At 71.1% G+C, this 26,766-nt stretch carries 23 protein-coding genes; 14 read left to right on the plus strand and 9 right to left on the minus strand.

Translation table 11 applies throughout. The annotated features are described in order from the left end of the window. Nucleotides 1-248: 248 nt before the first annotated feature. Complete coding sequence (locus K4L06_RS19560; protein ID WP_064749826.1) at nucleotides 249-596, plus strand: hypothetical protein; 348 nt, start codon at nucleotides 249-251, stop codon at nucleotides 594-596. Nucleotides 597-713: 117 nt separating this feature from the next. Here the strand turns inward: K4L06_RS19560 and K4L06_RS19565 are convergent, their stop codons facing one another. From K4L06_RS19565 to K4L06_RS19575, 3 genes are all read right to left on the minus strand, one after another. Then, nucleotides 714-1,415, minus strand: a complete 702-nt coding sequence (locus K4L06_RS19565; protein WP_221672977.1) for an SDR family oxidoreductase — start codon at nucleotides 1,413-1,415, stop codon at nucleotides 714-716. Beyond that, on the minus strand, nucleotides 1,415-1,969 hold the full coding sequence (locus tag K4L06_RS19570) for a 2-amino-4-hydroxy-6-hydroxymethyldihydropteridine diphosphokinase (protein ID WP_221672978.1): 555 nt from the start codon (nucleotides 1,967-1,969) through the stop codon (nucleotides 1,415-1,417). The genes K4L06_RS19565 and K4L06_RS19570 overlap by 1 nt, the downstream gene beginning before the upstream one ends. A gap of 250 nt (nucleotides 1,970-2,219) precedes the next feature. After that, nucleotides 2,220-3,203, minus strand: a complete 984-nt coding sequence (locus K4L06_RS19575; protein WP_221672979.1) for an NAD(P)-dependent oxidoreductase — start codon at nucleotides 3,201-3,203, stop codon at nucleotides 2,220-2,222. 84 nt (nucleotides 3,204-3,287) lie between these two features. Between K4L06_RS19575 and K4L06_RS19580 the strand changes: the two genes are divergently transcribed. Beyond that, a complete protein-coding gene (locus tag K4L06_RS19580) occupies nucleotides 3,288-3,428 on the plus strand; it encodes a hypothetical protein (protein ID WP_221672980.1) in 141 nt (46 codons plus the stop codon). 87 nt (nucleotides 3,429-3,515) lie between these two features. On the opposite strand, the gene K4L06_RS19585 is transcribed toward K4L06_RS19580, so the two are convergent. Both K4L06_RS19585 and K4L06_RS19590 read right to left on the minus strand, forming a co-directional pair. Next, on the minus strand, nucleotides 3,516-4,679 hold the full coding sequence (locus K4L06_RS19585) for an XVIPCD domain-containing protein (RefSeq protein ID WP_221672981.1): 1,164 nt from the start codon (nucleotides 4,677-4,679) through the stop codon (nucleotides 3,516-3,518). A 178-nt stretch (nucleotides 4,680-4,857) separates the two neighbouring features. Continuing rightward, nucleotides 4,858-5,547: a hypothetical protein gene (locus K4L06_RS19590; RefSeq protein ID WP_221672982.1), complete on the minus strand. Its 690-nt coding sequence runs from the start codon at nucleotides 5,545-5,547 to the stop codon at nucleotides 4,858-4,860. Between the two features lie 236 nt (nucleotides 5,548-5,783). Here K4L06_RS19590 and K4L06_RS19595 point away from each other — a divergent pair, with 236 nt between their 5' ends. Further along, a complete protein-coding gene (locus K4L06_RS19595) occupies nucleotides 5,784-6,875 on the plus strand; it encodes a M35 family metallo-endopeptidase (protein WP_221672983.1) in 1,092 nt (363 codons plus the stop codon). A gap of 125 nt (nucleotides 6,876-7,000) precedes the next feature. Here the strand turns inward: K4L06_RS19595 and K4L06_RS19600 are convergent, their stop codons facing one another. Continuing rightward, nucleotides 7,001-8,365, minus strand: coding sequence for a S8 family serine peptidase (locus tag K4L06_RS19600; RefSeq protein WP_221672984.1), 1,365 nt, complete (start codon nucleotides 8,363-8,365; stop codon nucleotides 7,001-7,003). A gap of 189 nt (nucleotides 8,366-8,554) precedes the next feature. Between K4L06_RS19600 and chrA the strand changes: the two genes are divergently transcribed. The 8 genes from chrA (at nucleotide 8,555) to K4L06_RS19640 (ending at nucleotide 18,588) form a co-directional block, all read left to right on the plus strand. After that, nucleotides 8,555-9,748, plus strand: coding sequence for a chromate efflux transporter (gene chrA / locus K4L06_RS19605; RefSeq protein WP_221672985.1), 1,194 nt, complete (start codon nucleotides 8,555-8,557; stop codon nucleotides 9,746-9,748). A 396-nt stretch (nucleotides 9,749-10,144) separates the two neighbouring features. Further along, a complete protein-coding gene (locus K4L06_RS19610; RefSeq protein WP_221672986.1) occupies nucleotides 10,145-11,767 on the plus strand; it encodes a methyl-accepting chemotaxis protein in 1,623 nt (540 codons plus the stop codon). 40 nt (nucleotides 11,768-11,807) lie between these two features. Then, nucleotides 11,808-12,275 (plus strand): chemotaxis protein CheW, encoded by a 468-nt coding sequence (locus tag K4L06_RS19615; protein ID WP_221672987.1) that lies wholly within the window; start codon nucleotides 11,808-11,810, stop codon nucleotides 12,273-12,275. Then, entirely contained in the window at nucleotides 12,272-13,594 is a 1,323-nt protein-coding gene (locus tag K4L06_RS19620; RefSeq protein ID WP_221672988.1) for a protein-glutamate O-methyltransferase CheR, read from the plus strand. Before K4L06_RS19615 ends, K4L06_RS19620 begins: the two co-directional genes overlap by 4 nt. After that, nucleotides 13,591-14,220 (plus strand): chemotaxis protein CheW, encoded by a 630-nt coding sequence (locus K4L06_RS19625; RefSeq protein WP_221672989.1) that lies wholly within the window; start codon nucleotides 13,591-13,593, stop codon nucleotides 14,218-14,220. Before K4L06_RS19620 ends, K4L06_RS19625 begins: the two co-directional genes overlap by 4 nt. Beyond that, the gene (locus K4L06_RS19630; RefSeq protein ID WP_221672990.1) at nucleotides 14,217-16,499 is read left to right on the plus strand and encodes a hybrid sensor histidine kinase/response regulator; all 2,283 of its coding nucleotides are present in this window, start codon (nucleotides 14,217-14,219) and stop codon (nucleotides 16,497-16,499) included. Before K4L06_RS19625 ends, K4L06_RS19630 begins: the two co-directional genes overlap by 4 nt. A gap of 62 nt (nucleotides 16,500-16,561) precedes the next feature. Then, nucleotides 16,562-17,581: a chemotaxis response regulator protein-glutamate methylesterase gene (locus tag K4L06_RS19635; RefSeq protein ID WP_221672991.1), complete on the plus strand. Its 1,020-nt coding sequence runs from the start codon at nucleotides 16,562-16,564 to the stop codon at nucleotides 17,579-17,581. Next, complete coding sequence (locus K4L06_RS19640) at nucleotides 17,578-18,588, plus strand: diguanylate cyclase (protein ID WP_221672992.1); 1,011 nt, start codon at nucleotides 17,578-17,580, stop codon at nucleotides 18,586-18,588. The genes K4L06_RS19635 and K4L06_RS19640 overlap by 4 nt, the downstream gene beginning before the upstream one ends. Before the next feature lie 49 nt (nucleotides 18,589-18,637). Here the strand turns inward: K4L06_RS19640 and K4L06_RS19645 are convergent, their stop codons facing one another. Both K4L06_RS19645 and K4L06_RS19650 read right to left on the minus strand, forming a co-directional pair. Further along, on the minus strand, nucleotides 18,638-19,237 hold the full coding sequence (locus K4L06_RS19645; RefSeq protein WP_221672993.1) for a hypothetical protein: 600 nt from the start codon (nucleotides 19,235-19,237) through the stop codon (nucleotides 18,638-18,640). Between the two features lie 251 nt (nucleotides 19,238-19,488). Further along, nucleotides 19,489-20,781 carry a S41 family peptidase gene (locus K4L06_RS19650; protein WP_221672994.1) on the minus strand — a complete coding sequence of 431 codons (1,293 nt, stop codon included), beginning with the start codon at nucleotides 20,779-20,781 and terminating at the stop codon, nucleotides 19,489-19,491. A 217-nt stretch (nucleotides 20,782-20,998) separates the two neighbouring features. On the opposite strand from K4L06_RS19650, the gene K4L06_RS19655 reads away from it, so the two are divergent. After that, nucleotides 20,999-21,280, plus strand: coding sequence for a hypothetical protein (locus tag K4L06_RS19655; RefSeq protein WP_221672995.1), 282 nt, complete (start codon nucleotides 20,999-21,001; stop codon nucleotides 21,278-21,280). A 117-nt stretch (nucleotides 21,281-21,397) separates the two neighbouring features. On the opposite strand, the gene K4L06_RS19660 is transcribed toward K4L06_RS19655, so the two are convergent. Next, nucleotides 21,398-22,711 (minus strand): phospholipase D-like domain-containing protein, encoded by a 1,314-nt coding sequence (locus tag K4L06_RS19660; RefSeq protein WP_221672996.1) that lies wholly within the window; start codon nucleotides 22,709-22,711, stop codon nucleotides 21,398-21,400. Nucleotides 22,712-23,159: 448 nt separating this feature from the next. Here K4L06_RS19660 and K4L06_RS19665 point away from each other — a divergent pair, with 448 nt between their 5' ends. Both K4L06_RS19665 and K4L06_RS19670 read left to right on the plus strand, forming a co-directional pair. After that, nucleotides 23,160-23,324: a DUF1328 domain-containing protein gene (locus K4L06_RS19665; protein ID WP_221672997.1), complete on the plus strand. Its 165-nt coding sequence runs from the start codon at nucleotides 23,160-23,162 to the stop codon at nucleotides 23,322-23,324. A 434-nt stretch (nucleotides 23,325-23,758) separates the two neighbouring features. Beyond that, on the plus strand, nucleotides 23,759-26,431 hold the full coding sequence (locus K4L06_RS19670) for an excinuclease ABC subunit UvrA (RefSeq protein WP_221672998.1): 2,673 nt from the start codon (nucleotides 23,759-23,761) through the stop codon (nucleotides 26,429-26,431). Nucleotides 26,432-26,766 lie beyond the last annotated feature (335 nt).

Here is a 26,766-nt window from a genome sequence, read left to right on the forward strand (position 1 = left end):
CGCGGGCCGATCCGCCGTCTGCGCCGGCGCGGCCAAGCGCCGGCCGGGGCCTGCCGGCCCGCCCTCGCCCGCCCCCCGTCCGCGCCCGTCGCGGCGCCGGCCGGCGCGTGACCGCGGTCGCGCAGCGGAGCGGATCGCGATCGCAGAGATGAACGTTTGCCTCGATTGAATCGCCGTCTACACGTGCATCTAACGGCGCGTTCGGGCACCATCTGCGAAACAGGGGGTTCCTCCACGGAGCCTGAGCGATGACGACCACCCTACGCGGCCGCCACAGCCCGAACACGCCCGGGCTCAGCTATTGGGCCAGCCATTACCGACACGCGGATTTCTACCGCGACGGCATGCGCTTCAGCGATTACGCACCGGCGTTCTACGTCGGCATTTCGGTGCATCTGGAACACCCGGATCGCGACTTCGACGACCCGACCCTGCAGCTGCGCCAGCGCTATCAGCGCATCCGCCTGGGCTCGGCGCTCAATTGGGAGCAGGCCGAACGCGCCGCGCGCTCGGCCTGGCAGCGCGCGCGCAACACCGCCGAAGCCGCGCAGGCGCGCATCGCCCGGCACATGGCCGAACTGGCCGCCCAGCCCTGAGCCGGGCCCGCCGCGCGCATCCCGGCGGCCTCGAACAGACCATGCGGCGGCGCTGCCGCCGCATGCGGATCCGGGCCTCGGACCCAGCATTCGGATCCGGGCCTCCGGCCCAGGCTTTCACAACCTGAAGCGGCCGCCGTCGACGCGCAGGATCTCGCCGGTGCAGTAGGCCGCATCGCTCAGGTACATCACCGCCGCCACCACGTCCTCGGGCGCGCCGATCCGCCCGAGCACCGTGCGTGCTGCGATCGCGCCTTCCTGCTCGGCGCGTTCGGCCGGGTCGCGCACCGACGGCAGCACCGTGCCCGGCGCGACCGCGTTGACCCGGGTCGGCGCCAGTTCGGTCGCCAGCGCGCGCACCAGGCCGGCGCCGGCGGCGCGGCTGACCTGGTAGGCCGCATGCCCGGGAAAGGACCGGTCCAGGTAGGTGTCCAGCAGCATCACCACCGAAGCCAACGGCCGGCGCCGCTGCAAGGCCAGCGCCAGCTCCCACGGCGCCAGCAGGTTGACCTGCAGATGGCGCTGCATGCGCGCGCGCTCCTCGTCCAGCCCGGCCGGGTCGAGCGCGTTCCAGTCCTGGCCGCGCTCGAACATCGACGCGCTGAGCACCAGGTCGGTGATCTCCGCCTCGGGCAGGGCCGGCAGCGCCTGGTTCAAATCCCAGCTCCAGCCGCTCACCGGCCCCGAATACGGCGCCGGCTCGGCGTCGGCCTCGCGGCGGTGCGCGATCACGCGGTCGCCGCGCGCCAGGCAGGCTTCGGCGATGGCGCGGCCGATCCGGCGCGAGGCGCCGGTAATCAAGGTGACGCGCTGCGACATCAACCGGCCTCCGCTGCGAAATCTACCCAGAGATCCTTGCTGTGCAGGCAACGTTCGACGAAGGCCGCGCCGGCCAGGGCATAGAACCCTTCGGCGTTGCGCTCCGGCACGAAGCCGCGCTGCGCGGCGACCGCGTCCAGCGCCTGTTTCAACGCCGGCAGCGGCAGCTGGTGCAGGCCGTGGAACAGATACGGCCGCCCCGGATCGTAGCGCGGCTGCCATTGCACGTCCGTGTCGATGCGCCCGACCAGGTCGATGTCCAGCGGCACCGGCAAGGCCCGCTGCGGATCGCGGCGGCGGCCGAAGTCGTTTTCGATCTGCTTGAAGCGCCGTTCCAGTGCCTCGACGCTGTCGGCCGCGGCGGTCTGCAGCGCCAGCATCAGGTTCACCGTCACCCCGCCGCGGTAATCGCGATGGCGGTCGGCGAACAGGTCCGAGCACGCGCGCAGGCTGTTCGGGCCGGCCTGCGCGCGCAGTCGCGCGGCGGCGCCGATCAGGGTCTCGACCCGGGCGCCGTCGCAGGCGCCCAGGCAGATCAGCGCGATCGCGCTCATGCCGGCCCCGCCGGCGGCGCGCCGTCGCGCGGGAAATGCGGACCCGGAATCGTCTGGTAGCGGTGGCTCAATGCGGCGCCTCGTCGGTGAGCGGCGACGGCGCGCCCGGCGCCGTCGTCATCGGGCCCCATTCTAGCCAGCGCCGGGCGGACGCCCCAGCCGGCGCGCGCCGAATCCGCCGCAGCCGCGTCGCGACGGCGCCGGCCGTCCGCTCCGGTCGCCCGCTTCAATCGCCCGCTCCAGTCGCCGTTCAAGCCACCGGATAGGGCATGTCCTCGAAGCGCTGCGCGTGATAGCCCTTGACCCCGACCTCGCGCGCCAGTTCGCTGCGGAAGTCGCGGCCCTCGCGCAGGCAGTCCAGCACGTGGCCGAAGTCGTAGTGCGGCCGCCAGCCCAGGTCGCGGCGCGCGCGCGCGTTGTCGTAGATCCGGTCGAGCTGGGGAAACAAGCGCCAGCCCTGCGCCGCGTACAGCTCGCGGCAGTGCGGGTAGTGGCGCTCGACCGCGGCCGCGGCGTCGCGGCGCAGTTCGGCCCGCTCGGTGCGCGAGAACGGGCTGGTGGCCGAGACGATGTAGCGGCCGAAACCCAGCGCCGGCGCGCGTTCGATCGCGCACAGATGGGCCTGGACCACGTCCTCGATATCGGCGCGCCGGTACAGCAGTTCGTTGGCCTGCGCATTGGCCGGGCCGTAGACGCTGCGCACCGCCGCATCGTCGTCGTCTTCGGGAAAGAAGCGCGAGGTGCGCAGCACCAGCGCCGGCAGGCGGTGCTTGCGGTGGAACAGCTCGCACAGGCCCTCGGCGGCGATCTTGGTGGTGCCGTAGATGTTCTTCGGCACCGGCGCCACGTCCTCGTCGATCCACGCCGCCGGTTCGCCCGGCGCCGGGCTCAGCGCCGCGCCGAAGGCGCTGGTGGTGCTGGTGAACACGAAAGCCTCGACCCGCTCGGCCAGGGCCGCCTCGAGCAGGGCCAGGGTGCCGGCGACGTTGGTGTCGACGAACTGGCGGTAGCTGTGGGTGGCGACGTGCGGCTTGTGCAAGGTCGCGGCGTGGATCACCTGGCGCACGCCGCGCATCGCCGCGGCGGCGAATTCGGGATCGGCGATCGAACCGACCGCGTCGGTGTAGGGCGAGGACTTGATGTCCACGCCGCGCACCGCCCGCCCCTGAGCGCGCAAACGGCGCATCAGGCCTTCGCCGAGGTGGCCGGCGCTGCCGGTAACGAGAATCGACATCGGTGGACGCTCCTGGCCGGCGTCGGCCGCATGGCGCGGCGCGACGGCAAAAAATCAGACTAGCAAGCCGCTCCCACCGCTGCCATGCGCGGCGCGGCGTTTTGTCCGCGCATCGTTCAGAGCGTCGGCTTCATCGCCACCGACATCGACCGGATCGCCCGGGACCGGATCGACGACAACGGGCCTATCGACGACAGCTGGCCTATCGAGGACAACCTCGGCTGATGCGCCAGCCCGGGTCCGGCGACGATTCGCGTTGAGCCGATCGCGGCGCGCAGGCCGGAGCCGCGTCGATGCGGCTCCGGCGGCGGTTCACAGCGAACCCGGCTTTTGCGTCGGCAGGGTCGGCGCCTGCTGCTGGCCCTGGGTCTGGGTCGTCGCCGACAGCGATTGCGCGAAACCGTCGTGCTGACGCAGCTTGTCGAGCAGCAACTGGGTATTCAGGCCGTCCAGCCCGCCGTCGATCTGCACCCGCTTGTGCGAGACGTTGTTCGGATCGCCCTGGACCAGGAACAGGCTGCGGCGATCGCGGCTTTCGACGATGTCGTCGACCTGCTTGAGCCCGCCCTTCAAGGCCTGCTGGACCATCGAGCCGGAACGCTCGTCCAGGCGCGCGTCCATGTCCTGGGCCTGCTTCATCGAGCTGGCGAAGTGGAACTTGAGCGAACGCGTATTGTCGTAGACGAGCTTGGTCATATCCTCGTCCATCGACATGCCCTGGTCGTAGTACTTGCAGAAAATCTGCTCGGCGCTGCCGCGTTCGATCAGGGCCTGCGGAAACGTCCGGTTGACCCCGAGGTCCTGATGGGTCTTGAACGGGCTCGCGCTCTGCAGGTTCGCCAGCACTTCGCCTTCGATGCTGAGGGTCTTGATCGGCAGCGCCGGCTTGTCGACCGCACCGATGTCGACGCCGTGTTTGGCCAGCGTGTTCTCGTGCAGCGAGGCCGAGTTGGCCACGATCGCGGGTACGCCGGTCACGGTCGAGGCGAGCATGGCTTGGCCGCCGCCCTTGGAGTGGCCGAGCAGGCAGACCAGATTCGGGCCGCACACCGTTTTGAGGTGCTTGGCGACTTCCACCGACTGATCGTGCTGCGGGCTATCCAGGCCGATGTGCTGCTTGAAATTGGTCAGCCAGTCCTTGAACGAGGTCGGCTTGGTGCCGCAGAAATTGGCCGCGAGGCTGTCGCCTTTGGCGTAGACGGTGACGTCCAGGCCGGTCGACGCGTCCTGCAGGCGATCGGCGTCGACCCCGCGCTGCTGCAACTCGTCGCGATCGAGCCGTTTCCAACCGTCGATCTTCTTGTCGCTGCCGGCCTCGTAGCCGTCCATCATCAATTCGACCGCGACGCGCTCGCTGGGCCGTTCCAACGTAGGCTGGTACTGCGGCGAGGGCGCAGGATGGCGCAACATGCCGAGGCGGTCCATGAAGCCGTACAGCAGGCCGCGCTCGCGGGTGGGATTGTTCGGGTCCGACATGAAGGGCGTTCCTCGCTCCTGATCCAACGCCCAATGTGCATGCGGACGCCTCCGTGGACAGGCGGATGCGCGCGACCGCCATCACATTTCCGCGGTTTCGCCCGATAGGGTCGGCTCGCAAACGACGACAGCCGGCGCAAGGCCGGCTGTCGCAGTCGTTGCGGGTCGATCGCGCGGCTCAGTGGCCCTTGCCGTTGCCGCCGCCTCTGCCGTTGCCGCCGCCGTGGCCGCCCTTGTCCGGCTTGCCGTGACCGCCGCCCTGCCCGCCCTTGTCGGGCTTGCCGTGGCCCGGGCCCTTGTCGCGGCCCTTGCCGGAGGCGCCGGGGCCGCGGTCGGGACCGCCGCGCTCATGACCGCTCTTGGGACCGCCCTTGCCCTTGCCCGGGCCGTGCTGCGACCAGTCCACGCGCACGTTCTGGTTGACCGTGATCGGATAGCCCCAGCGGTCGTAAGTGCCGACCGCGCCGCGCTTGAGCGCGTGGAAGGCCGGCGAGCCCGGTTTGATGCCCATGCGCTGGGCGACCGCGCCCCAGCCCTGGCCCGGATGGCGGTCGTACTCGCGCACTACGTTCAAGCACGGCACGCCGAGCGCGCGGGCGATGGCGCAGGCGTAGTAGACGTCGCCCGGCGCCCAGCCGCGACGGCCGAGCAACTCGTCGATCAGCGAGCGCGGCGCGCCGTAGTAGCCGGTCATTTCGTTGATGAAGGGATCGCGATAGCGATACCCGTAGTCGTTGATCTCGCCCAGCCGGGTGTCGACCCACACGTCGCCGGTGCGGATGTTGTAGCCGATGGTCTGGGCCTGGACCCCGGCCGCCAGGCCGAGGCCGAGCAGCAGGACCGCTGCCGTCCGCTTGATGGTTCGCATCGCTTGCACCTCGTCGTTCGTGCGTGATTTTGCTGTGACGGTCATGGTTTTTCGCGCCCCCGGGCCGCGGACGGCATTGCCGTCGAGCGCAGTATGCGCATTCTGGCTTAATCGCACCGGAGCGCGTTTGCCGCATCGCAGAATGCATTCGCGCACGCGCTCTGCTTAGGTGCGATCAGGTCCGCGCGACGGGCCTTTGCCGTTCATTTTGTTCACTTACGTTCGGGGGTTTCGGAATGAAAATCAGTCTCATGTCCGCGGTCGCGGGCAGCGTGGTGCTGGCCGGCGCGATCGCCTCGGTGACCGCGGCGCCGAAGTACGAAAAAGCCAATCCCTTGCGCATCGGCCTGATGGCCGTCGCCGATTCGTCCGGCCGCTTCGACGGCCTGGTCGAAGTGACCGTGACCAACACCAGCCGCCACACCGTGCGCGTGCCGAAGTGGCAGCTGCCCTCCGCCCTGGCCGAGTCCAAGCTGTTCAACGTCAGCCGCGACGGCGTCGCGGTCGACTACCTCGGCCCGATGATCAAGCGCGGCCTGCCCCAGGCCGAGGATTTCGCGATCCTGCGCGCCGGCCAGACCCTGCGCAGCACGATCGACCTGTCGCAGGCCTACGACTTCTCCCAGCGCGGCCAGTACGTGGTCAACCTGGACTCGCCCCTGCAGTACGCCTCGCTGTCCGACGGCAGCCTGCTGCGCCAGGACAACGGTCTGCCGCTGGTCGCGCGCAGCGTGCCGCTGAGCCTGTGGAGCGCCGGCAAGGGCGGCGACGTCACCGCCCAGGGCAAGCCCGGCGGCGGCGGCACGGTGGTCGGCGGGGTGACCTACAAGAGCTGCAACGCGACCCAGATCGGCACCATCGGCAACGCGGTGACCGCCGCGCGCGGCTATTCCGAGAACGCCAAGGGCTACCTGGCCGCCGGCACCGTCGGCCCGCGCTACACCACCTGGTTCGGCGCCTACACCTCGGCGCGCTACGGCACCGCCAGCCAGCACTTCGTCGCGATCGACCAGGCCATGGACCAGAGCAACGGCCAGATCACCGTCAACTGCGGCTGCAACCAGCGTTACTACGCCTACGTGTATCCGAACCAGCCGTACGAGATCTTCGTCTGCAAGACCTTCTGGACCGCGCCGCTGACCGGCACCGACTCCAAGGCCGGCACCCTGATCCACGAGATGAGCCACTTCAACGCCGTCGCCGGCACCGACGACCACGTCTACGGCCAGGCCGGCGCCAAGAATCTGGCGATCAGCAACCCGGCCAATGCGCTCGACAACGCCGACAACCACGAGTACTTCGCCGAGAACACCCCGGCGCAGAACTGAGCCGGCGGCAGCGCGGTAGAAAAACGAAGGCCCCGGGAAACCGGGGCCTTCTGCTTTGCCGCTGTTGGGTACTGTCGTGTCCCTGCCCTCGCCCGTCGCGCGGGCGGACGCGGGCGGCGCCGGACTCAGAAGCCGCTGGCGTTGAGCCGGCCGCCGCTGACGGTCTTGCCGCTCAGCGACGGCGTGGCGATCGCCGCGCTCATCACCGCGCTCTTGATGTCGGCCGCGCTCGCGCCCGGATGCGAGGAGGCGTACAGCGCCACCGCGCCGGTCACGTGCGGGGTCGCCATCGAGGTGCCGTTGTAGCTGGCGTAGCCCGGAATCACCTTGCCCTTGGACGAGACCGGCACGGTCGACCAGATGCCGTAGCCCGGCGCGCCGATGTCGATGGTGGTGGCGCCGTAGCTGTAGATCTGGGTGCCGTTGGAACGCAGCGCGGTCACCGCCAGCACGTTCGGGTTCGGGTACTCGGCCGGGTAGCAGTCCGAGGTGTCGCAATTGACCCCGGAGTTGCCGGCCGCGACCACGAACAGGATGCCGGCGGTGTTGGCCCGGCCGATCGCGTCCTGCAGCGCCTGCGAGAAGCCGCCGCCGCCCCAGGAGTTGTTGGTGGCGACGATGTTGAGGCCGTGGCGGCTCTTGAGGTCGTTGAAGTAGTCGATCGCGGTGATCGCGTCGGCGGTGCTGCCGCCGCGGCGGCCGAGGAACTTGCCGCTGATCAGCTTGACCCCGCTCCAGCACACGCCGGCCACGCCCTGGCCGTTGCCGCCGGCGCCGGCGATGGTGCCGGCGACGTGGGTGCCGTGGTCGTCGCCCGCGCCGTCGAAGACTTCGTTGTTGCCGCCTTCGAAGTCCCAGCCGTGGACGTCGTCGACATAGCCGTTGCCGTCGTTGTCGACGCCGTCGGCCGGGTCGTAGGGATTGGTCCAGGCGTTCGCCGCCAGGTCCGGATGCGAGTACATGTAGCCTTCGTCGATGATGCCGATCACCACGTTGCTGCAATCGGTATGGCCGCCGGCCCAGGCCTGCGCGGCCTGCGAGCCGTAGGCGTTGGCCGGGCTGGTGCCCGAACCGTACATGCCCCACAGCGAGCCGTTGGTGTAGTAGGTGTCGTTCGAGGTCGCCTGGTGCTGGTACTCCCAGTTCGGCTCGGCGTATTCCACGCTCGGGTTCTTGCTCAGTTCGTACACGGTCGCGGCCAGATCGCGCCCGGGCGCCACTCGCCACAGCGCCAGTTCGCCGTTGCGCGCATTGCCGCCGCGCAGGGTCTTGAGCTTGTCCAGGCCGAAAGCCTGGCGCGCGGCGCCCTGTTGGCTCGCGCTGCTGCCGTCGCGGAACTTGACCAGCACTTCGCCGGCGCGATGCGCTTGCCCGGCCTTGAGCCCCGCCAGCACCAGATCCGGCCGGCCGCCGGCGATTGCGGCCGAGGAAGCGCCCAGCGCGGTCAGCACCGCGCCGCACAACAAGGCGATACGAAACGAGGACGTCATGGCGAGTACCCTTTGAGTCGAACCGCGACCAGGAGCGGCCGCAGGGCAAATGTAATTTGCGCAAGTTGTCACATTCATGCTGCGCTGCAGCGAACGCTAAATCCGCTGAACAGGACCCCGAAACCGTGACCGCCGGCGCCGAACCGTTGTCTGCCCCGTTTCTGCCGCCGCGTCCGGTTGCCGTCGCCCATGCTTGAGGTGTTCCGGGTGTTTCTGCGCCTGGGCCTGACCTCGTTCGGCGGCCCGATCGCCCACCTGGGGTATTTCCGCGAAGAGTTCGTGCGCCGGCGCGGCTGGCTGGACGAGGCCGGTTTTGCCCAGTTGCTGGCGATCTGCCAGTTCCTGCCCGGCCCGGCCAGCAGCCAGCTCGGCTTCGCCATCGGCCTGCTGCGCGCCGGCTGGCGCGGCGCGCTGGCCGCCTTCGTCGGCTTCACCCTGCCCTCGGCGCTGCTCATGTTCGCGCTGGCGGCGTCGGCGCCGCACTGGATCGCCCACCCCACCGGCACCGCCCTGGTGCACGGATTGAAGCTGGTCGCGGTGGCGGTGGTCGCGCACGGCGTCTGGGGCATGGCGCGCAGCCTGACCCCGGACTGGCGCCGGCGCCTGATCGCCCTGGCCAGCGCGCTGGCGATCGCGCTGATCGGCGGGGCTTGGGTGCAGTTGCTCGCCGTCGCCGCCGGCGGCGCGGCCGGGCTGGCCTGGTGCCGGGCGCCCGTCGCCGAATCGACGCCGGCCGCGCCGACGTTCGCGCCGGGCTATGGCCGCGGCGTCGCCCTGCTGTGCCTGACGCTGTTCGCCTTGGGCCTGGGCGCGGCCTTGCTGTGGTCCGGCGGGCCGGCATCGCTGGCGGGACTGGCTGCCGCCTGCTATCGCGCCGGCGCGCTGGTGTTCGGCGGCGGCCACGTGGTGCTGCCCTTGCTGGAACAACGTCTGGTCGCCAGCGGCTGGCTCGACCTGGACCGTTTCCTGCTCGGCTACGGCGCGGCGCAGGCGATGCCGGGGCCGATGTTCTCGCTCGCCGCCTACCTCGGCGCGGCCTTGCCGCTGGCGACGCCGGCGCCGTGGCGCGCCCTGGCCGCACTGCTGGCGCTGTTCCTGCCCGGCCTGCTGCTGGTCGCCGCGGCGCTGCCGTTGTGGTCGGCGTGGATGCGCCGCGCCTGGGCCGCGCGCGCGGTGGCCGGGATCAACGCGGCGGTGGTCGGCCTGCTCGCCGCGGCCCTGTACGACCCGATCGTCCGCGAGGGCATCGGCGACGTCCGCGACCTGGCCATCGTCGCGGTCGGCATCGCCTTGCTGGCGCGGACGCGGCTGCCGGCGCTGGCGGCGATCGCCTGGTGCGTGCTGGCCGCGCTGGCGTCGGCCTGGCTATGGCCGCGGGCTTGAGCGCACGCCGCGGCCGACGCCGCAGCGGCCTTGCGTTGGTATCGGCTAGGCCGGCCGAGGTTTGCCGGGCGGCGACCGTCGCCTGGGGCGCGCGGTCCGGACGCGATCCGGGACCGGGCTGGCGCCGCAGCGTCGCCCAGGCCGGGCGGCCGACGGACACAGGGGAGCGGATGCGATACGCCGAAAGCGGCCTGCGCGCGGTGCGAACTCGGTCACGTCCGGGCCTCCCCCGCTTGCCTCTATGCTCCGCTCGCCAAGCACCGCCGCTACCCGTTGTCGCTCGCAGTTCCCAACGTTTCGCCAACGCCGGAGCCCGCGCATGAGCGTGTCACGCCCCCCGCCTCGCGCCGTTCCCGCCGGGCTAGAGAAGTCGCGACAAATCCGACAGGATGGGCCATGAATAACATTTCGATTCGCCAACGCATCGTGCTCGGCTTCGCCATCATCGTCGCCGCGATGTTGGTGATGGGGGGCATCGCCTTCGTCCGCCTGCAGCACATCCAGGACGAAGAGGACCTGCTGCGCAACGACTCCATTCCCGGGCTGTACGCCGCCGGGCAGATGGAGGCGGCCTGGCATTCGTACTACACCGCCGTGCATGGCCTGGCCGCGCTGCCGGCGGCCGAACTGCCCGCCGCCCAGGCCCGGCTGGAAGAACGCCGCGCCGCCTACGAGGCCACGGCCAAGCACTACGAGGGCAGCATCGTCCAGGCCGAAGACCGCGCCGCGTTCCAGACCCTGTCCGGCCTGACCGCGCCGCTGTTCGCCCAGCAGGCCGAACTGCTGCGCCAGGCCGGCAGCGGCGACACCGCCGCCCTGCAAAAGACCCTGCGCGAACGCATCGACCCGATCTTCGACAAGGCCGAGACGGCGATCGGGCGGCTGATCGAATACAACAACGACCGCGCAGTGACCTCCGGCAAGCGCATCGACGACGCAGTGCAGTCGGCCCGCTACGGCATGAGCATCGCCTTCTCCGTCGCCCTGCTGGTCGCGGTGCTGGCCGGGTTCTACCTGCTCAAGGCGATCACCGAGCCGCTGCAGCGCCTGGCCGGCGCGGCCGAGGTGTTCGCCAAGGGCGATTTCAGCCAACGCCTGAATTTCCGCCGCAACGACGAGTTCGGCACCCTCGCCCACGGCTACAACAAGATGAGCGGCGAGCTGTCGGGCCTGGTCGGCCAGGTCCAGACCTCGGGCATCCAGGTCAATTCCTCGATCAACGAGATCACCGCGACCCTGCGCGAACAGCAGGCCACCGCGGCGCAGATCGCCGCCACCACCACCGAGATCGGAGCGACCTCGCGCGAGATCGCCGCGACCTCGAAGGAACTGGCGCGGACCATGGACTCGGTCGCGACCAGCGCCGAACAGACCGCGACCCTGGCCGGCAACGGCCAGGACGGCCTGGCGCAGATGGAGGAGACCATGCGCCGGATGATCGAGGCGACCGCGGCGATCAGCGGCAAGCTGGCGGTGCTGGCCGAAAAAGCCAACAACATCGGCCAGGTGGTCACCACCATCACCAAGGTCGCCGACCAGACCAACCTGCTCTCGCTCAACGCCGCGATCGAGGCCGAGAAGGCCGGCGAATACGGCCGCGGCTTCTCGGTGGTGGCGGTGGAAATCCGCCGCCTCGCCGATCAGACCGCGATGGCGACCCTGGACATCGAGCAGATGGTGCGCGAGATCCAGTCGGCGGTCTCCGCCGGCGTGATGGGCATGGACAAGTTCTCCGAAGAGGTGCGCCGCGGCACCGGCGACGTGCAGCGGGTCGGCGAGCAGCTCACCCAGGTGATCGACCACGTGCAGACCATGGTGCCGCGCTTCGATGCCGCCAACGAAGGCGTGCAGGCGCAGGCCGCCGGCGCCGAGCAGATCAACCTGGCCCTGAGCCAGCTCAGCGAAGCCGCGCAACAGACCGTCGACGCGCTGCGCCAGTCCAACCAGGCCATCGACGAACTGCACCAGGTCAGCGCCAGCCTGCGCGACGGGATTTCCAAGTTCAAGCTGCTGGCCTGAGCGAAGGCGCCGGCGGCGCGACCGACCCAGCGGAGAACGCGTGCTCTTTCTCGTCTTCCAGCTCGACCAGGACCGATACGCGATCGAAGCGCGGCGGGTGACTGCGGTGCTGCGGATGGTCGCGCCCAAAGCGATCCCGCAGGCGCCGGCGGCGGTCGCCGGCGTGTTCGACTACGCCGGCGAACCGGTGCCGCTGATCGACCTCAGCCAGTTGGCCCTGGGCCGGCCGGCGCAGGCGCGGCTCAGCACCCGGGTGGTGCTGGTGCCCTACGCCGACGGCGCGGGCCGCAACCGCAGCCTGGGCCTGATCGCCGAACACGTCATCGAGACCGTGCAGCGCGACCCGGCCGAGTTCGCGCCCAGCGGCGTCGACAGCGCCGGCGCGGCCTACCTCGGCCCGGTCGCGGCCGACGCGCACGGTCTGCTGCAGTGGATCCAGGTCGAACGCCTGTTGCCGGCGTCGCTGCGCGACCTGCTGTTCGCGGCGGTGGGCCGCGAGAGCGCATGAAACTCGCCGGCTTCGAGCGCTGGTTGAAGGAAACCATGGGGCTGGACGCCAGCACCATCGGCCCGACCATCGTCGACCGCGCCCTGCGCGAACGCATGGCCGCGGTCGGCAGCGCCGACCTGGCCGGCTACTGGCAGGCGCTGCGCGCCTCGCCGCTGGAACAGCAGGAGCTGATCGAGGCGGTGGTGGTGCCGGAGACCTGGTTCTTCCGCGACCGCGAAGCCTTCGCCGCGCTGGCCCAGCGCTTCGGTCCCGGCGGCGCCGGCGAACGCGCGCCCGAACGCTTGCGCTTGCTCAGTCTGCCCTGCTCCACCGGCGAAGAGCCCTACACCATGGCCATGGCGATGCTCGACGCCGGCCTGTCCGGCGAGCGCCTGGCGATCGACGCGTTCGACATCAGCGAACGCGCGCTGGCCAAGGCGCGCCGCGCGATCTACGGCAACAACTCGTTCCGCGGCAGCGACCTGCAGTACCGCGAACGCCACTTCAGCCCGGTGCCGGGCGGCTGGCAGCTCGGCGCGGCGGCGCGCGAGCGGGTCGGTTTCCGCCAAGGCAACGTGCTCGACATCGGCTTCCTGCCCGGCGCAGCGGTGTACGACGCGGTGTTCTGCCGCAATCTGCTGATCTACTTCGACCCGCCGACCCAGGCCCGCACCGTCGCCGTGCTCGACCGCCTGCTGCGGCCGGACGGGCTGATGTTCGTCGGCCCGGCCGAAACCGGGCTGATGCTGTCGCTGGGCTTCGTCTCGGCGCAGCTGCCGATGGCGTTCGCGTTCCGCAAACCCGGCGCGACCGATGCCGCGACGGCCGGGGCGGCCGTCGCGCCGGCGCGCGCGGTCAAGCCCGCAACGGCCAAGCCTGCGACGGCCAAGCCTGCGACGGCCGCGCCCGCTCCGGGCAAGCGCGCCAGCCCGCCCGCCGCGACCGGGCCGGCGGCTACCGCGCCGCGTCCGCGCACTGCGCCGCCTACCGCCACCGCGCCGGCCGCGGACGCATCGCCGTTGCAGACCGCCCAGCGCGCCGCCGACGATGGCCGCTTCGACGAAGCGATCGCGATCTGCCAGGCGCAGTTGCGCGAACGCGGGCCCTCGGTCGAACCCCTGCACCTGCTCGGCCTGGTGTACGGCGCGATCGGCCAGGCCACGCGCGCCGAGGACAGCTTCCGCAAGGCGCTCTACCTCGACCCCGCCCATGAGGAAACCCTGATGCACCTGGCCCTGCTGCTCGACGCCAAGGGCGATGCCGCCGGCGCGCGCGTGCTGCGCAGCCGCGCCCAGCGCCACCGCAAGCACGAATCGCGTAGCGGAGACCGCGCATGAACCCGGGCGACGAACGCGGCGCCATCGGCTCGGCGGTCGCGCGCCTGCTCGAGCGCGCGCCGCAGGCGCAAGACCTGTGCGAGGCCACCGCCGAGGCCGCGGCGCGCCACGCCGGCCAGGCCGTGCTCAGCGGCTCGGCCTTCCTGTTCCGGCTCGGCGGCGAATGGCTGGGGCTGGACAGCGCGGTGGTCGACGAGGTGATCGAACCGCGCAGCGTGCACAGCCTGCCGCACCGCCGCGACGGCCTGGTGCGCGGACTGGTCAACGTGCGCGGCCGGCTGACCGTATGCGTGGCCCTGGAATCGCTGTTCCAGCTCGACGCGGCGCGCGCGCAGGCGCCTGCGCGCCGGCGCCTGGTGGTGTTGGCCCAGCACGACCAGCGCCTGGCCTTCGAGGCCGACGAAGTGCACGGCTCGCACCGCTACGATCCGGCCGAATGCCTGCCGGTGCCGTCGACGGTGGCCCATTCGACCTCGCGTTTCAGCACCGGCGTGCTCCAATGGAGCGTGCCGCATCGGGACGGCGGCGCCCACGCCGCGGCGGCCGCGGCCGGACCGGTCTCGCGCAGCGTCGGCCTGCTCGACGCCGAACTGATTTTGAGCAGCATCAACCGGCGGCTGGGATGAGCAACGGCAATCTCCAGGACTACTCCCTGCACGACCTGTTCCGCCTCGAGGTGGAGGGGCAAAGCCAGCTGCTGACCGACGGCCTGCTGCTGCTCGAACGCCAGCCGACCTCGGCCGCCGAGTTGGAGTCGTGCATGCGCGCGGCGCATTCGCTCAAGGGCGCGGCGCGGATCGTCGGCCTGTCGGCGGCGGTGGCGGTGGCGCATGCGATGGAGGATTGCCTGGTCGAGGCCCAGCACGGCCGCATCGTCCTCGACCAGGGCACCATCGACGCCCTGCTCGGCGGCGTCGACCTGCTGGTGCGGATCGCCTCGACCCCGGCGGCCGAGGCCGGGCCGTGGATGCAGGACGAGGCGCCCGAGGCGCTGCGTTTCCGCGAGGCGCTCGCGGCGGCCCTGGCCGGCGAACGCGCCGCGCCGCCACCCGCGGCGAGCGCCGCGGGCGAAGCGCCCGAGCCAGGCCGGGCGGCGGCGCAGGCGCCCGCAGCGGCCGCGCAGACGGCCGAGCCGTCCGCCGCCGAGACCGAGGCCGAAGAACGCGTGCTGCGCATCGACGCGCGCAATCTCAACCGCCTGCTCGGCCTGGCCGGCGAATCGCTGGTGGTGTCGCGCTGGCTGGATCCGTTCCTGCGCTCGCTCAACCGGCTCAAGCAACTGCAGCATGCCGGCGCGCAGGCGCTGGACCGGCTGGCCGAAGCCGCGCCGGCGCTGGCCCAGGAGCAGCGCGCCGCGGCCTTGCTGCTGCAGGCGCGTACCGCGCTCGGCGAAGCCCAGCACCTGCTCGGCGAGCGCAGTTACCAGCTCGACCTGTTCGAACGCCGCTTCGCCAGCGTCGCCCATCGCCTGTACGACGAAGCCTTGGCCAGCCACATGCGGCCCTTCGCCGACGGCACCCGCGGCCTCAACCGGATGGTCCGCGACGTCGCCCGCGAACTCGGCAAACAGGCCCGGTTGGAGATCGCCGGCGCCAAGACCCAGGTCGACCGCGACGTGCTGGCCAGGCTGGAGGCGCCGCTCGGCCATCTGCTGCGCAACGCGGTCGACCACGGCATCGAAACGCCCGCCGAACGCATCGCCGCGGGTAAGCCGGTCGAAGGCCGGGTCCGCCTGGAGGCGCATCATGTCGCCGGGCTGCTGGAGATCGTGGTCGAGGACGACGGGCGCGGGATCGAGGTGGACCGGGTGCGCGAGCTGGTGATCGAGCGCGGCCTGTCCGACCCGGCCACCGCGCAACGGCTCAGCGAAGCCGAATTGCTGGAGTTCCTGTTCCTGCCCGGCTTCACCCTCAAGCGCACCGTGACCGAAATTTCCGGGCGCGGCGTCGGCCTGGACGCGGTGCAGAACATGGTCAAGCAGCTGCGCGGCAGCGTGCGCCTGAGCGTGCGTCCCGAGCAGGGCCTGCGCTTCCAGTTGCACCTGCCGCTGACCACCTCGGTGCTGCGCGCGCTGGTGGTCGAGATCGGCGGCGAACCCTACGCCTTCCCGCTGGCGCAGATCGCCCGCACCGCGATCGTCGCGCGCCACGACCTGCAATGGCTGGAAGGGCGCCAGCATTTCGCCCTCGACGGGCGCCGGATCGGCCTGGTCGCGGCGCAGCAGTTGCTCGGCGGCGAAGCCAAATCGGCGCCCGAGCAACTGCAGGTGGTGGTGCTCGGCGACCGCGGCCGCGCGCACGAATACGGCCTGGCCGTGGACCGCTTCGTCGGCGTCAGCGAGCTGGTGGTGCAGCCGCTGGATCCGCGCCTGGGCAAGGTCAAGGACATCGACGCCGGCGCCCTGCTCGACGACGGCACGCCGGTGCTGATCGTCGACGTCGAGGACCTGCTGCGCTCGATCGAACGCCTGGTCTCGACCGGCCACCTGGCCCAGGTGCGCTACGACGACGGCGCCCAGGCCGCGACCCGCAAGCGGGTGCTGGTGGTCGACGACTCGCTGACCGTGCGCGAACTGGAGCGCAAGCTGATCGAAAGCGGCGGCTATGCGGTGGAAGTGGCGGTGGACGGCATGGACGGCTGGAACGCGGTGCGCTCCGGCCATTTCGACCTGGTGGTGACCGACATCGACATGCCGCGCATGGACGGCATCGAGCTGGTCTCGCTGATCAAGAAGGACGCCCGCTTGCGCACCACCCCGGTGATGATCGTGTCCTACAAGGACCGCGAAGAGGACCGCCGCCGCGGCCTGGACTCCGGTGCCGATTTCTATCTGACCAAGGGCGGTTTCCACGAGGAAGCGCTGCTGCAGGCGGTGGTCGACCTGATCGGCGAGGCCTCGGCATGAGCGCGGCGCGACGACGCAACCGGGCAATCACCCAATGAAGACAAGGCTATGAGCGGATCGGCATGAGAATCGGCATCGTCAACGACCTCGCGCTCGCGGTCGAGGCGCTGCGCCGCGCGCTGAGCCAGCGCTCGGACCACACCGTGGTGTGGACCGCGCGCAGCGGCGAGGACGCGGTGGTGCAGTGCGCGCGCAACACCCCCGACCTGGTGCTGATGGACCTGGTCATGCCCGGCATGGGCGGGGTCGAGGCGACCCGCCAGATCATGGCGCGCAGCCCTTGCGCGATCCTGGTGGTCACCGCCAGCGTCGGCGGCAACGCGCCGCTGGTGTTCGAGGCCATGGGCCACGGCGCGCTCGACGCCACCGACGTACCCGCGCTCGGCAGCGACGCGCCGGGCGCGGCCGACGGCCTGCTGGCCAAGATCGACCTGATCGGCCGCCTGATCGGCGACCGGCCGGCGCGCGCGCCGCGCATGCCGACCCGCCGCGCCGGCAACGGCGAACGCCTGATCGCGATCGGCGCCTCCGCCGGCGGCCCGGCGGCGGTGGCCGAGGTGCTCGGCGGCCTGCCGGCGGGATTCCCGGCCGCGATCGCCGTGGTCCAGCACATCGACGAAAAATTCGCCGGCAGCATGGCCGAGTGGCTGAACCGTTACTCGCCCAACCCGGTGCGGCTGGCCCGCCCCGGCGACGGCCTGGTCGCCGGCGAGGTCCTGCTGGCCGCGACCAACGAGCATCTGGTGCTGACGCCAGAGGGCGTACTCGACTATACGGCCGAGCCGAAAGAGCAACCTTATCGGCCGTCGGTCGACGTATTCTTCGACAGCATCGCCGAGCGCTGGCCGGGCCCGATCGCCGGCGTGCTGCTCAGCGGCATGGGCCGCGACGGCGCCAGCGGCCTGCTCGGCCTGCGCCGCAAAGGCCATCCCACCATCGCCCAGGACCGCGCCACCAGCGCGGTCTACGGCATGCCCAAGGCCGCCGCCGAACTCGGCGCCGCGGTCGACGTGTTGCCCCTGGACCGGATCGCGGCGCGGCTGCGAGTCCTGTTCGGGGATCTACGGAGCGCATCGCAATGAACGCCACCGCCGAGCCGGCTCCCGCCGATCTGCGCCCCGGCCGCATCGTCGTGCTGCTGGTCGACGACCAGCCGATCATCGGCGAGGCGGTGCGGCGCGCGGTCGCCAGCGCCGCCGACATCGAATACCACTACTGCGCCCACGCCGGCGAAGCGGTCGCGGTCGCCGAGGCGCTGCGGCCGACGGTGATCATGCAGGACCTGGTCATGCCCGGCATCGACGGCATGAGCCTGGTGCCGCTGTACCGCAACAGCCCGATCCTGCGCGACGTGCCGATCGTGGTGCTGTCGAGCAAGGAAGACGCCGCGGTCAAGAGCCAGGCCTTCGCCACCGGCGCGGCCGATTACCTGGTCAAGCTGCCCGACCCGATCGAGCTGATCGCGCGCATCCGCCACCATTCGCGCGCCTACCTCAACCAGGTCGAGCGCGACGCCGCTTATCGCGCACTGAGCGAGAACCAGCAGAAGCTGATGGAGATGAACGAGGTGCTGCGCCGGCTCAGCGAGGTCGACGGCCTCACCGGGCTCAACAACCGCCGCTACCTGGATTCCTTCCTCGATCACGAATGGCCGCGCGCCGCGCGCGAGCGCAGCGCGTTCTCGGTGCTGATGATCGACGTCGACTACTTCAAGTTCTACAACGACACCTACGGCCACCTGGCCGGCGACGAGGTGCTGAAGGCGGTCGCCGGCGTGGTCCGCGGCTGCGCGCGGCGCCCGGCCGACGTCGCCGCGCGCTATGGCGGCGAAGAGTTCGCCCTGGTCCTGCCGGCCACCGACCTGGAAGGCGCGCGCATCGTCTCCGAGCAGATCTGCGCCGAAGTGCGCGCGCTGGACATTCCCAACGAACGCGCCGCCGGCGGCCGGATCACGGTCAGCGTCGGCGGCGCCACCGCGATGCCGGCGCCGGGTACGTCCTACAAGCCCTTGCTGGAAGTCGCCGACGCCGCGCTGTACGAGGCCAAGCACGCCGGCAAGAACCGCGCGATGCACCGCCAGCACGGGTGAGCGCGCACCGCGGGGAACTCGACGACAGCCAGCCCCGGCGCCGCTGCGCTCAGTCCTCCGGCAGCACAATCTTGGCGCAGTCTGGACCGCTCAGCATCGGATCGTCGACGCAGGGCAAGCCGCCGGGCACGCGCTGCGGATAGCGCGCCGGCGCGTGGCCGCCGCCCCAGCCGGGGAAGTAGGCCGCGGTGCGCGAGGGCCGGCGGTCGATCACGGTGGTGGTCTGGACGAAGTCGCCGCCGCCGTAACGTTCGATTCGGTAGCCGTGCAGTTCGCTGTAGCCGTAGGCCGGTATCGCCGCGTCGATCCGCACCGAAGGCCGGGCGTAGTGCAGATAGACGCCGTCCCGCGCCGGCGGATACGCCCGGTAGCCATGACCGTACCGGCCGCCGCGATAGCCGTCGTCGCCGCGGTCGCGATAGCCGTCGCGGTAACCGTCGCGATAGGCGCGGCTGTCGCCGCCCGTGGAGCGATACGGCGACGCCGTGGTCCGCGGCCGCACCGTGTCGTAAGGCGCGACCGTCTGCCCCGGCCCCGGAGTGAAACCGTAGACCTGCACCGCACTGCGCGACTGCGCCGCTGCCGGCATCGCGACCGCGCACAACCAGACCGCGCCGGCCATCGCCAGAATTCGTCGTGTGCTGCTCATCGCTCGCTCCGCTGTCCGCCGCTAGGGGCCGCCACGCGGCCGGTGGCGGCGCGGCGACAGGCCGATGGTAGCGCCGCCGGCCGCGTCGATCCGCGCGACGCCTGGCGAAACCCGTCGGCATTCAGGCGCCGGTCGGCGGCGGCGCGGCCGCGCGCCGGCACGGCCCGTTCAGACTGGCAGCGAAGAACGAGTACGAAGCGACCCATGACGAGCGCAGGCAGCCGTCCGCGGCGATTCGCCGCCCCTCCTGCCTACTCGTTCCCCTCCGCTGTCTTCTCGCCCCCGGCGCTCAAGGCCTCGATCGCCGCATCCAGATCCGGATCGCGGCCGCCGCACAAATCGGCGCGGGTCCATTCGATGCGCCGGTCCGGCGTCAGCGGCCGGTCGCCCAGGTCGCGTCCGTCCGCCGCCCACAGCCCGTGCACCGGCACGGTCAGGGTCCAGCCGCCGGTCAGCTCGAAGTTCTCGCCGCTCAGCAGCTCGCCGGCGCTGTCGCGGCCGAACAGACGCGCGCCGCTGTACAGGCGCATCGCCCAGGCGAAGCCTTCGCCGGCGCTGGCGGTCTCGCCGTCGATCAGCACCACCACCGGCGCGCGGTAGCGCGGCTTGCCGGACAAGGGATCGGAGTGGAACACCGCCGCGCCGCGCTGCGCGCCGATCGCCTCGAACACCGCCGCATCGGTATAGGCGCCGAAGGTCTTCGGCCCCTGGGCGATGTCGGCCGCGCTCGGCCGCCGGCCCAGCGACTGCAGATAGGACCGCGCATACAAGGCGAACACCGGGCGTTCGCCCGGCTGCATGAAATAGCTGGCCAGGCGCAGCGCCGAGGTATTGCCGCCGCTGTTGCGGCGCAGGTCCAGGATCAGGCCCTGGGTATCGCCCAATTCGCTCATCGCGCTGTCGGCCAGGGCCGCGGCGCCGTCGTCGAAACGATCCACGCGCAGGTAGCCCAGGCTCAGGCCCTTGCGCGGCGAGTAACGGCTCCAGCGCCAGCCGGGATGTTCGGCGGCGCTGAGTCCGACTCGGGCGACCTGCAGCGCCCGGGTCTGGCCGGCGCAATGTTGCACGGTCAGCTCGGCGCGACTGCCGAGCGCCCCGGCCACCGCATCGGCCGGGCTCAGCAGGCGATCGCCCGGGCGCAGGCCTTGCCGCCAGGCGTCGCTCAGCGGCGAGACCTCGACCGCCGTGGCCGCGCCCTCGACCGTGCCGAAGCGCGCGCCGATGCCGCGCGCACGCGCGGCGCTGCCGGCCGGCGCGGACAGCGCGACATGCGAGACCTTCAGCTCGCCCAGCATTTGCCCGATCAAGGCCTGGAACGCCGCGTCGTCGCCGACATCGCCCAGGCGGCCGCGGTAACGACGCCCGACCGCGGCCCAGTCCGCACCGTGGAAACCGGGGTCGTAGAAGTTGCGTTCGACGGTGGACCAGACCTGTTCGAACAGAGGCGCATAAGCCGCGCCCTTCGGCGCGCCGGCCGCGATCCCGGTTCCCGCCAGCGCCGCCAGCCCGATCGTCGCCGCCCATGCCGTTGCCGCCCGCCGCATCCCTGCCCGCTTGCTCTTGCTTTGCCGCATCGACCGCATCCCCAGCGTCGGCGCCGTCGTGGCGCCCCGGACGATGTGATAGCCGATCGCGGCCGCCAGCGGCAATGGCGTTCGTCCCCGCGGCGGACTGCTTGGTCACAGCCCGGCGCACAACGCGGCCTTCACATCCCCGGGCCTAGGGTGAAGGCGCAGGGGGTGGTCAGCCGGAGAGTGCGTCATGCACGCTGCGCAGCTGCGTTCGCTCAGCTACTGGGCGAGCCACTACAAGCACGCCCCCTTCTACCGCGAAGGCCTGTCCTTCTCCGACTACGCCCCGGCGATCTATCTCGGCATCGCCGCCCGCGGCGACCATCCCGAGGCCTGCTTCAAGGACTTGGTGGCCGATCTCGAAGAACGCTACGCCCAGGTCCGGCAGGGCTCGCGGCTGAACTGGATCCGCGCGAGCGAGGTCGCCGAGGCGGCCTGGCTCAGCATCCACGACGAAGCCGAAGCAGCTTGAGAACTGACGGGTCGGCCGGCGCCGCTGCAGGCGCAGCGTCGCGATGCCGTGCAAGCGCGTCGCCGATCCGCGCCGACGCGAGCAGGCCGTGCCCTGAGCTGAGCCGTCCGCTCCCGCTTACAGCTGCGCCCGCAACGGCCGCACCAGCAACTCGCCGATGCGCTGGCCGAGCGGCCGTTTGCGCCACATCGCCGCGGTATAGACCGAGGAATCTTCCAGGTCGCGCTCGAACACCGCCTGCATGCGCCCGGCGAACTCGCGGTCGAACAGATTCAGGCTGGCCTCGTCGTTGAGCCGGAACGAACGGATGTCGAAGTTGGTCGAACCGACCGAGACGAATTCGCCGTCCACGATCAGCAGCTTGACGTGCATCATGGTCGGCCGGTACTCGAAGAACTCCACGCCCGCATCCAGCAAGCGCCCCCACTGCGCCTTGGAGGCGTAGCGCACCACCTCCGAGTCGGTGTGCGCGCCCGGCACCAGGATGCGGATGCGCACGCCGCGATGGCGCGCCTGCAGCAGCGCCAGCAGGATCAGCTCGTCGGGCACGAAGTAGGACGCGGCCAGGTCGACCTCGCGATCGGAGGCGGCGATCGCCATCAGATACATCAGGTGCATGCTTTCGCTGCCGCTGGCCGGCGAACTCAGGAACAACTGCGCATCGGTCGAACCGACCGGCGCGAGCGGCGGAAAGTACTCCGGCCCGCGCAGGGCCTGGCCGGTCATCTTGATCCAGTTGTCGTTGAACGCGGCCTGGAACTGGCCGACCACCGGTCCTTCGACGCGGAAATGGCTTTCGCGCCAGTGCTCGGCGTCCTGGGCGTGGCCCAGCCACTGGTCGGCGATGCCGACGCCGCCGGTGAACGCGACCCGGCCGTCGACCACCAGCAGCTTGCGGTGGGTGCGGTTGTTGAGCCGGTCCCAGGTGTACCAGCGGATCGGCCGGTATTGCTCGATGCGGACCCCGGCCTGGCGCATCTGCCGCAACAGGTCCTCATCCATCTTGGTGCTGCCTAGCCAGTCCAGGGTGACGTGCACGCGCACGCCGGCGCGCGCGCGCTCGGACAGGGCTGCGCTGAATTGCTGACCCACCCGCCCCGACCAGTAGATGTAGGTTTCGAAGGTGATCGAGCGCTGCGCCGCGGCGATCGCCTGCAGCATCGCCGGGAAGATCTCGTCGCCGTTCTGCAGCGCCTCGACCCGGTTGCCGTCGAGAATGGTCGGCCCCAACGCCACCGCCATCTCGCGGCGGAACTGCAGGTCGGTCACCGAATAAGCATGCGGCGGCAACTGGCGCAGGCGTTTTTCCGGCCCGACCAGATTGACCGACACCAGCAGCGCCAGCGCGGTCGCCAGCACCGCGATCGCCAGCGCCCACAGCACTTGCTTGCGGCTCCAGCGCTTGCGCTTGATCAGCGAGACCTCGGTCATCGGCGGGATACCTGAACAACCGGTCGCACTTTACGCCCCGGCTTGCGCCGGCCGCGTCAAGACGCGATCGGTGTTTGCCGGTGCTCGATCAAGCGCCAGTCGCGGCCGTCGCGGCGATCAGCCGGCCGCAACAGGGAACGCTATGGCGCCTCGCCCGGCCGCAGGCCGAGCGCGCGATGCGCCAGCAGCGCGATGTCCGGCCGGCCCGCCAAGGTGCGCTGCTCCCGTTCCACCGCGCTCCAGCGCTGCGCGGCGCGGCGGCGCGATCGGGCGAAACCCGCGCTGAACATCGCCGGCCGCGTTAGCGCCGTGCATAGCGATCCGCCGCTTGCATTGACGCGGCCCTAGCGAACGCTGATCTAGCTTCGACTCAAGACCGCAGGTTGCGGATGTATCGATCTGCAGTCCCGAACCGTGAGTGCGCCCCACCGACGCCAAGGAGAATCCCATGCTTCGCTATGCCGTCATCTTCTTCGTCATCGCCCTGATCGCCGCCGTGCTGGGTTTCACCGGCATCGCCGGCACCGCCAGCAGCATCGCCTGGATCCTGTTCGTAGTGTTCCTGGTCCTGGCGGTCATTTCGCTGATCCGCGGCCGCCGTCCGGTCGCCTGATCGATCCGGCCGATACAGGCGCGGCTGGAAACAGGTTCGGCCGACAACAGCTTCGGCCGCCCACCGGAGCGCAGCCGGCACGAACCGGCGCGCTCCTTCTGCATCCGGATCGAGCGGCATCTGCGCGCCGATAGCGCGCGCGTCTACGAGGCCCTGCAGGATCGGCGCGCGTCGCAGACGCAGACCTAGGTCGCGCCCGCAAGCAAGTTCCCTGCCCCAGCCGCTCGCCTGCCCGGCGCCGGCCGTGGCTGCGTTCCAGGGCGCTCGGCATCGTCCTTCTGCCTACGCTGCCGGCGACTGTACGGACAGACGCCACGGAGGCTTATAAACGCGAGCGGCCGCACTGCATCCTGGTCTGACGGCGCCCGGGGGCGGATCATGGCGGTCCGTCTGTCTCCGGCGCGGCTTGCCGCCCCGCCACGATCGAGCGTCTCATGGCTTCCCAATCTCCGGCTCGCACTCCGGCTCGCAAATCTTCCGCTCCCACTTCCTCGGCGCGCAGCCCCCACCCCGACGCCTTCGTCCGCGTCCGCGGCGCGCGCGAGCACAACCTCAAGGACGTCGACGTCGACCTGCCGCGCGACGCCCTGGTCGCGTTCTCCGGCGTGTCCGGCTCGGGCAAGTCCTCGCTGGCCTTCGGCACCCTCTACGCCGAAGCCCAACGCCGCTACCTGGAGTCGCTGTCGCCGTACGCGCGGCGCCTGATCGACCAGGTCGGCGTGCCGGACGTCGACGCGATCGAAGGCTTGCCGCCGGCGGTGGCCCTGCAGCAGCAACGCGGCAGTCCCAACGTGCGCTCCACCGTGGGCAGCGTCACCACCCTGTCCAGCCTGCTGCGCATGCTGTATTCGCGCGCCGGCCACTACCCGCCGCGGCAGCCGATGCTGTACGCCGAGGACTTCTCGCCGAACACCCCGCAGGGCGCCTGCCCGCACTGCCACGGCCTGGGCCATGTGTACGAGGTCACCGAACGCTCGATGGTGCCCGACCCGTCGCTGAGCATCCGCGAGCGCGCGATCGCCTCCTGGCCGCCGGCCTGGCACGGACAGAACCTGCGCGACATCCTGGTTACGCTCGGCTACGACATCGACAAGCCCTGGCGCGATCTGCCGAAAAAGGACCGCGACTGGATCCTGTACACCGAAGAACAGCCGGTCGCCCCGGTCTACGCCGGCTTCACCCCGGCCGAGACCCGCGCCGCGCTGCGGCGCAAGGCCGAGCCCAGCTACATGGGCACCTACATGGGGGCGCGCAAATACGTCCTGCACACCTTCGCCACCACCCAGAGCGCGCAGATGAAAAAGCGCGTGGCCCGGTTCATGACCGGCGCGCCCTGCCCGCAATGCGACGGCCGACGGCTCAAGCCGGAAGCCCTGTCGGTGACGTTCGCCGGACTCGATATCGGCCGCCTTTCGCAGTTGTCGCTGGACCGGATCGCCGAAACGCTGGCCCCGGCCGCGCAAGGCCGCTTCGAAGCCGCTAGCGACAGCGCCACCCGCAGCCGCGCCGCCGGCCGCCGCGACATCGCCAAACGCGTGGCCGCCGGCGGCCTGGCCCACACCGGCAGCTCCGACGTGCGGCGCACGCCGAACCTGTCGGAGGAAAAGCGCATCGCCGCGCAGCGCATCGCCCACGACCTGGTCGAGCGCATCGGCACGCTGCAGGCGCTGGGCCTGGGCTATCTGGCCCTGGACCGCACCACCCCGACCCTGTCGCCCGGCGAGCTGCAGCGCCTGCGGCTGGCGACCCAGGTGCGCTCGAACCTGTTCGGCGTGGTCTACGTGCTCGACGAACCCACCGCCGGCCTGCATCCGGCCGACGGCGAAGCCCTGCACGACGCGTTGAATCAACTCAAGGCCGCCGGCAACACCTTGTTCGTGGTCGAGCACGACCTGGACACCTTGCGCCGCGCCGACTGGATCGTCGATGTCGGCCCCGGCGCCGGCGAACTCGGCGGGCAGGTGCTGTACAGCGGGCCGCCGCAGGGCCTGGGCGCGGTCGCCGGCTCGCATACCGGACGCTATCTGTACGCGCCGCCGGCCGCGTCCGCACGCGCGCCGCGCGCCGTCTCGGACTGGCTGGAACTGCGCGGCGTCCGCCGCAACAACCTGCACGATCTCGATGCGCGCTTCCCGTTGCGCGCCTTCACCGCGGTCACCGGCGTGTCCGGTTCGGGCAAGTCCAGCCTGGTCAGCCAGGCCCTGGTCGATCTGGTCGGCGCCCACCTCGGCCACGAACCGGCGCCGGAGGAGAACGAGGGCGAACTGCCGTCGCTGAGTCCGGTCGCGGTCACCGGCGGTCGCCTGCACGCCGGCGCCGATTCGATCCGGCGTCTGGTCAACGTCGACCAGAAACCGATCGGCCGCACCCCGCGCTCCAATCTGGCCACCTACACCGGCCTGTTCGATCACGTGCGCAAGCTGTTCGCCGGCACCGCGCTGGCGCGAACGCGCCGCTACGGCGCCGGCCGCTTCTCGTTCAACGTCGCCCAGGGCCGCTGCGATACCTGCGAGGGCGAAGGCTTCGTCCAGGTCGAGCTGTTGTTCATGCCGACCGTGTACGCGCCCTGCCCGACCTGCCACGGCCGCCGCTACAACGACAAGACCCTGGAAGTGCAGTGGAACGGACGCGATATCGCCGAAGTATTGGCGATGACGGTCGACGAGGCGCTGGCGTTCTTCGCCGACGAGGCCGCCCTGCAGCGTCCGTTGGCGTTGCTGCACGACATCGGCCTGGGCTATCTGCGCCTGGGCCAGCCGGCGACCGAACTGTCCGGCGGCGAAGCGCAGCGGATCAAGCTCGCCACCGAACTGCAGCGGCGCCAGCGCGGCGACACCTTGTACGTGCTCGACGAACCGACCACCGGCCTGCATCCGGCCGATGTCGACAAGCTGATGGCGCAACTGCACGGCCTGGTCGACGACGGCAATACGGTGATCGTGGTCGAGCACGAAATGCGCGTGGTCGCCGACAGCGACTGGGTGATCGACGTCGGCCCGGGCGCCGGCCAGGAGGGCGGCCGCATCGTCGCCGCCGGCACCCCGGCGCAGGTGGCGCGCGCCAAGGCCAGCCGCACTGCGCCGTATCTGCGCTCGGCGATGGGCTGAGGCTCGAACCGACGCTGCGCCTGCGCGCGATCGAGCAAGCCCGGCATGCGCAAGCCGGCGGCGCGAGCGGCCATCGTCAGCCGCACCGCGCCGCACGCGCCGGGCGACGCGCACGGCGCGATCGCGGCCGCAAACACGGCCGCCGTCGCGTTCGCGGGGATCGGTTCCGCACCCGTGTTCTCAGTTTCGCCGACCCGCCGAAAGTCGAACGCCGGGCCCTGTCCCCCGGCCGCGCCTGCCGCCGTTTGTCAGGGAGCACGACGCCGGGGACGCGTCGCGAGCGCCCGCCGCGCCCGCCCGTCCAGGCCGTGTCCTTCCTCCGACGCCACAGGACC

Origin of the sequence: Lysobacter sp. BMK333-48F3, assembly GCF_019733395.1 — a bacterium.
Lineage (GTDB): Bacteria > Pseudomonadota > Gammaproteobacteria > Xanthomonadales > Xanthomonadaceae > Lysobacter.

Bases quoted from the DNA above. Each gene is read 5' to 3' on its own strand.
- K4L06_RS19560 (WP_064749826.1), top strand. From the start codon at position 249: ATGACGACCACCCTACGCGGCCGCCACAGCCCGAACACGCCCGGGCTC.
- K4L06_RS19565 (WP_221672977.1), bottom strand. From the start codon at position 1,415: ATGTCGCAGCGCGTCACCTTGATTACCGGCGCCTCGCGCCGGATCGGC.
- K4L06_RS19570 (WP_221672978.1), bottom strand. From the start codon at position 1,969: ATGAGCGCGATCGCGCTGATCTGCCTGGGCGCCTGCGACGGCGCCCGG.
- K4L06_RS19575 (WP_221672979.1), bottom strand. From the start codon at position 3,203: ATGTCGATTCTCGTTACCGGCAGCGCCGGCCACCTCGGCGAAGGCCTG.
- K4L06_RS19580 (WP_221672980.1), top strand. From the start codon at position 3,288: ATGCGCGGCGCGGCGTTTTGTCCGCGCATCGTTCAGAGCGTCGGCTTC.
- K4L06_RS19585 (WP_221672981.1), bottom strand. From the start codon at position 4,679: ATGTCGGACCCGAACAATCCCACCCGCGAGCGCGGCCTGCTGTACGGC.
- K4L06_RS19590 (WP_221672982.1), bottom strand. From the start codon at position 5,547: ATGCGAACCATCAAGCGGACGGCAGCGGTCCTGCTGCTCGGCCTCGGC.
- K4L06_RS19595 (WP_221672983.1), top strand. From the start codon at position 5,784: ATGAAAATCAGTCTCATGTCCGCGGTCGCGGGCAGCGTGGTGCTGGCC.
- K4L06_RS19600 (WP_221672984.1), bottom strand. From the start codon at position 8,365: ATGACGTCCTCGTTTCGTATCGCCTTGTTGTGCGGCGCGGTGCTGACC.
- chrA (WP_221672985.1), top strand. From the start codon at position 8,555: ATGCTTGAGGTGTTCCGGGTGTTTCTGCGCCTGGGCCTGACCTCGTTC.
- K4L06_RS19610 (WP_221672986.1), top strand. From the start codon at position 10,145: ATGAATAACATTTCGATTCGCCAACGCATCGTGCTCGGCTTCGCCATC.
- K4L06_RS19620 (WP_221672988.1), top strand. From the start codon at position 12,272: ATGAAACTCGCCGGCTTCGAGCGCTGGTTGAAGGAAACCATGGGGCTG.
- K4L06_RS19625 (WP_221672989.1), top strand. From the start codon at position 13,591: ATGAACCCGGGCGACGAACGCGGCGCCATCGGCTCGGCGGTCGCGCGC.
- K4L06_RS19630 (WP_221672990.1), top strand. From the start codon at position 14,217: ATGAGCAACGGCAATCTCCAGGACTACTCCCTGCACGACCTGTTCCGC.
- K4L06_RS19635 (WP_221672991.1), top strand. From the start codon at position 16,562: ATGAGAATCGGCATCGTCAACGACCTCGCGCTCGCGGTCGAGGCGCTG.
- K4L06_RS19640 (WP_221672992.1), top strand. From the start codon at position 17,578: ATGAACGCCACCGCCGAGCCGGCTCCCGCCGATCTGCGCCCCGGCCGC.
- K4L06_RS19645 (WP_221672993.1), bottom strand. From the start codon at position 19,237: ATGAGCAGCACACGACGAATTCTGGCGATGGCCGGCGCGGTCTGGTTG.
- K4L06_RS19650 (WP_221672994.1), bottom strand. From the start codon at position 20,781: ATGCGGCGGGCGGCAACGGCATGGGCGGCGACGATCGGGCTGGCGGCG.
- K4L06_RS19655 (WP_221672995.1), top strand. From the start codon at position 20,999: ATGCACGCTGCGCAGCTGCGTTCGCTCAGCTACTGGGCGAGCCACTAC.
- K4L06_RS19660 (WP_221672996.1), bottom strand. From the start codon at position 22,711: ATGACCGAGGTCTCGCTGATCAAGCGCAAGCGCTGGAGCCGCAAGCAA.
- K4L06_RS19665 (WP_221672997.1), top strand. From the start codon at position 23,160: ATGCTTCGCTATGCCGTCATCTTCTTCGTCATCGCCCTGATCGCCGCC.
- K4L06_RS19670 (WP_221672998.1), top strand. From the start codon at position 23,759: ATGGCTTCCCAATCTCCGGCTCGCACTCCGGCTCGCAAATCTTCCGCT.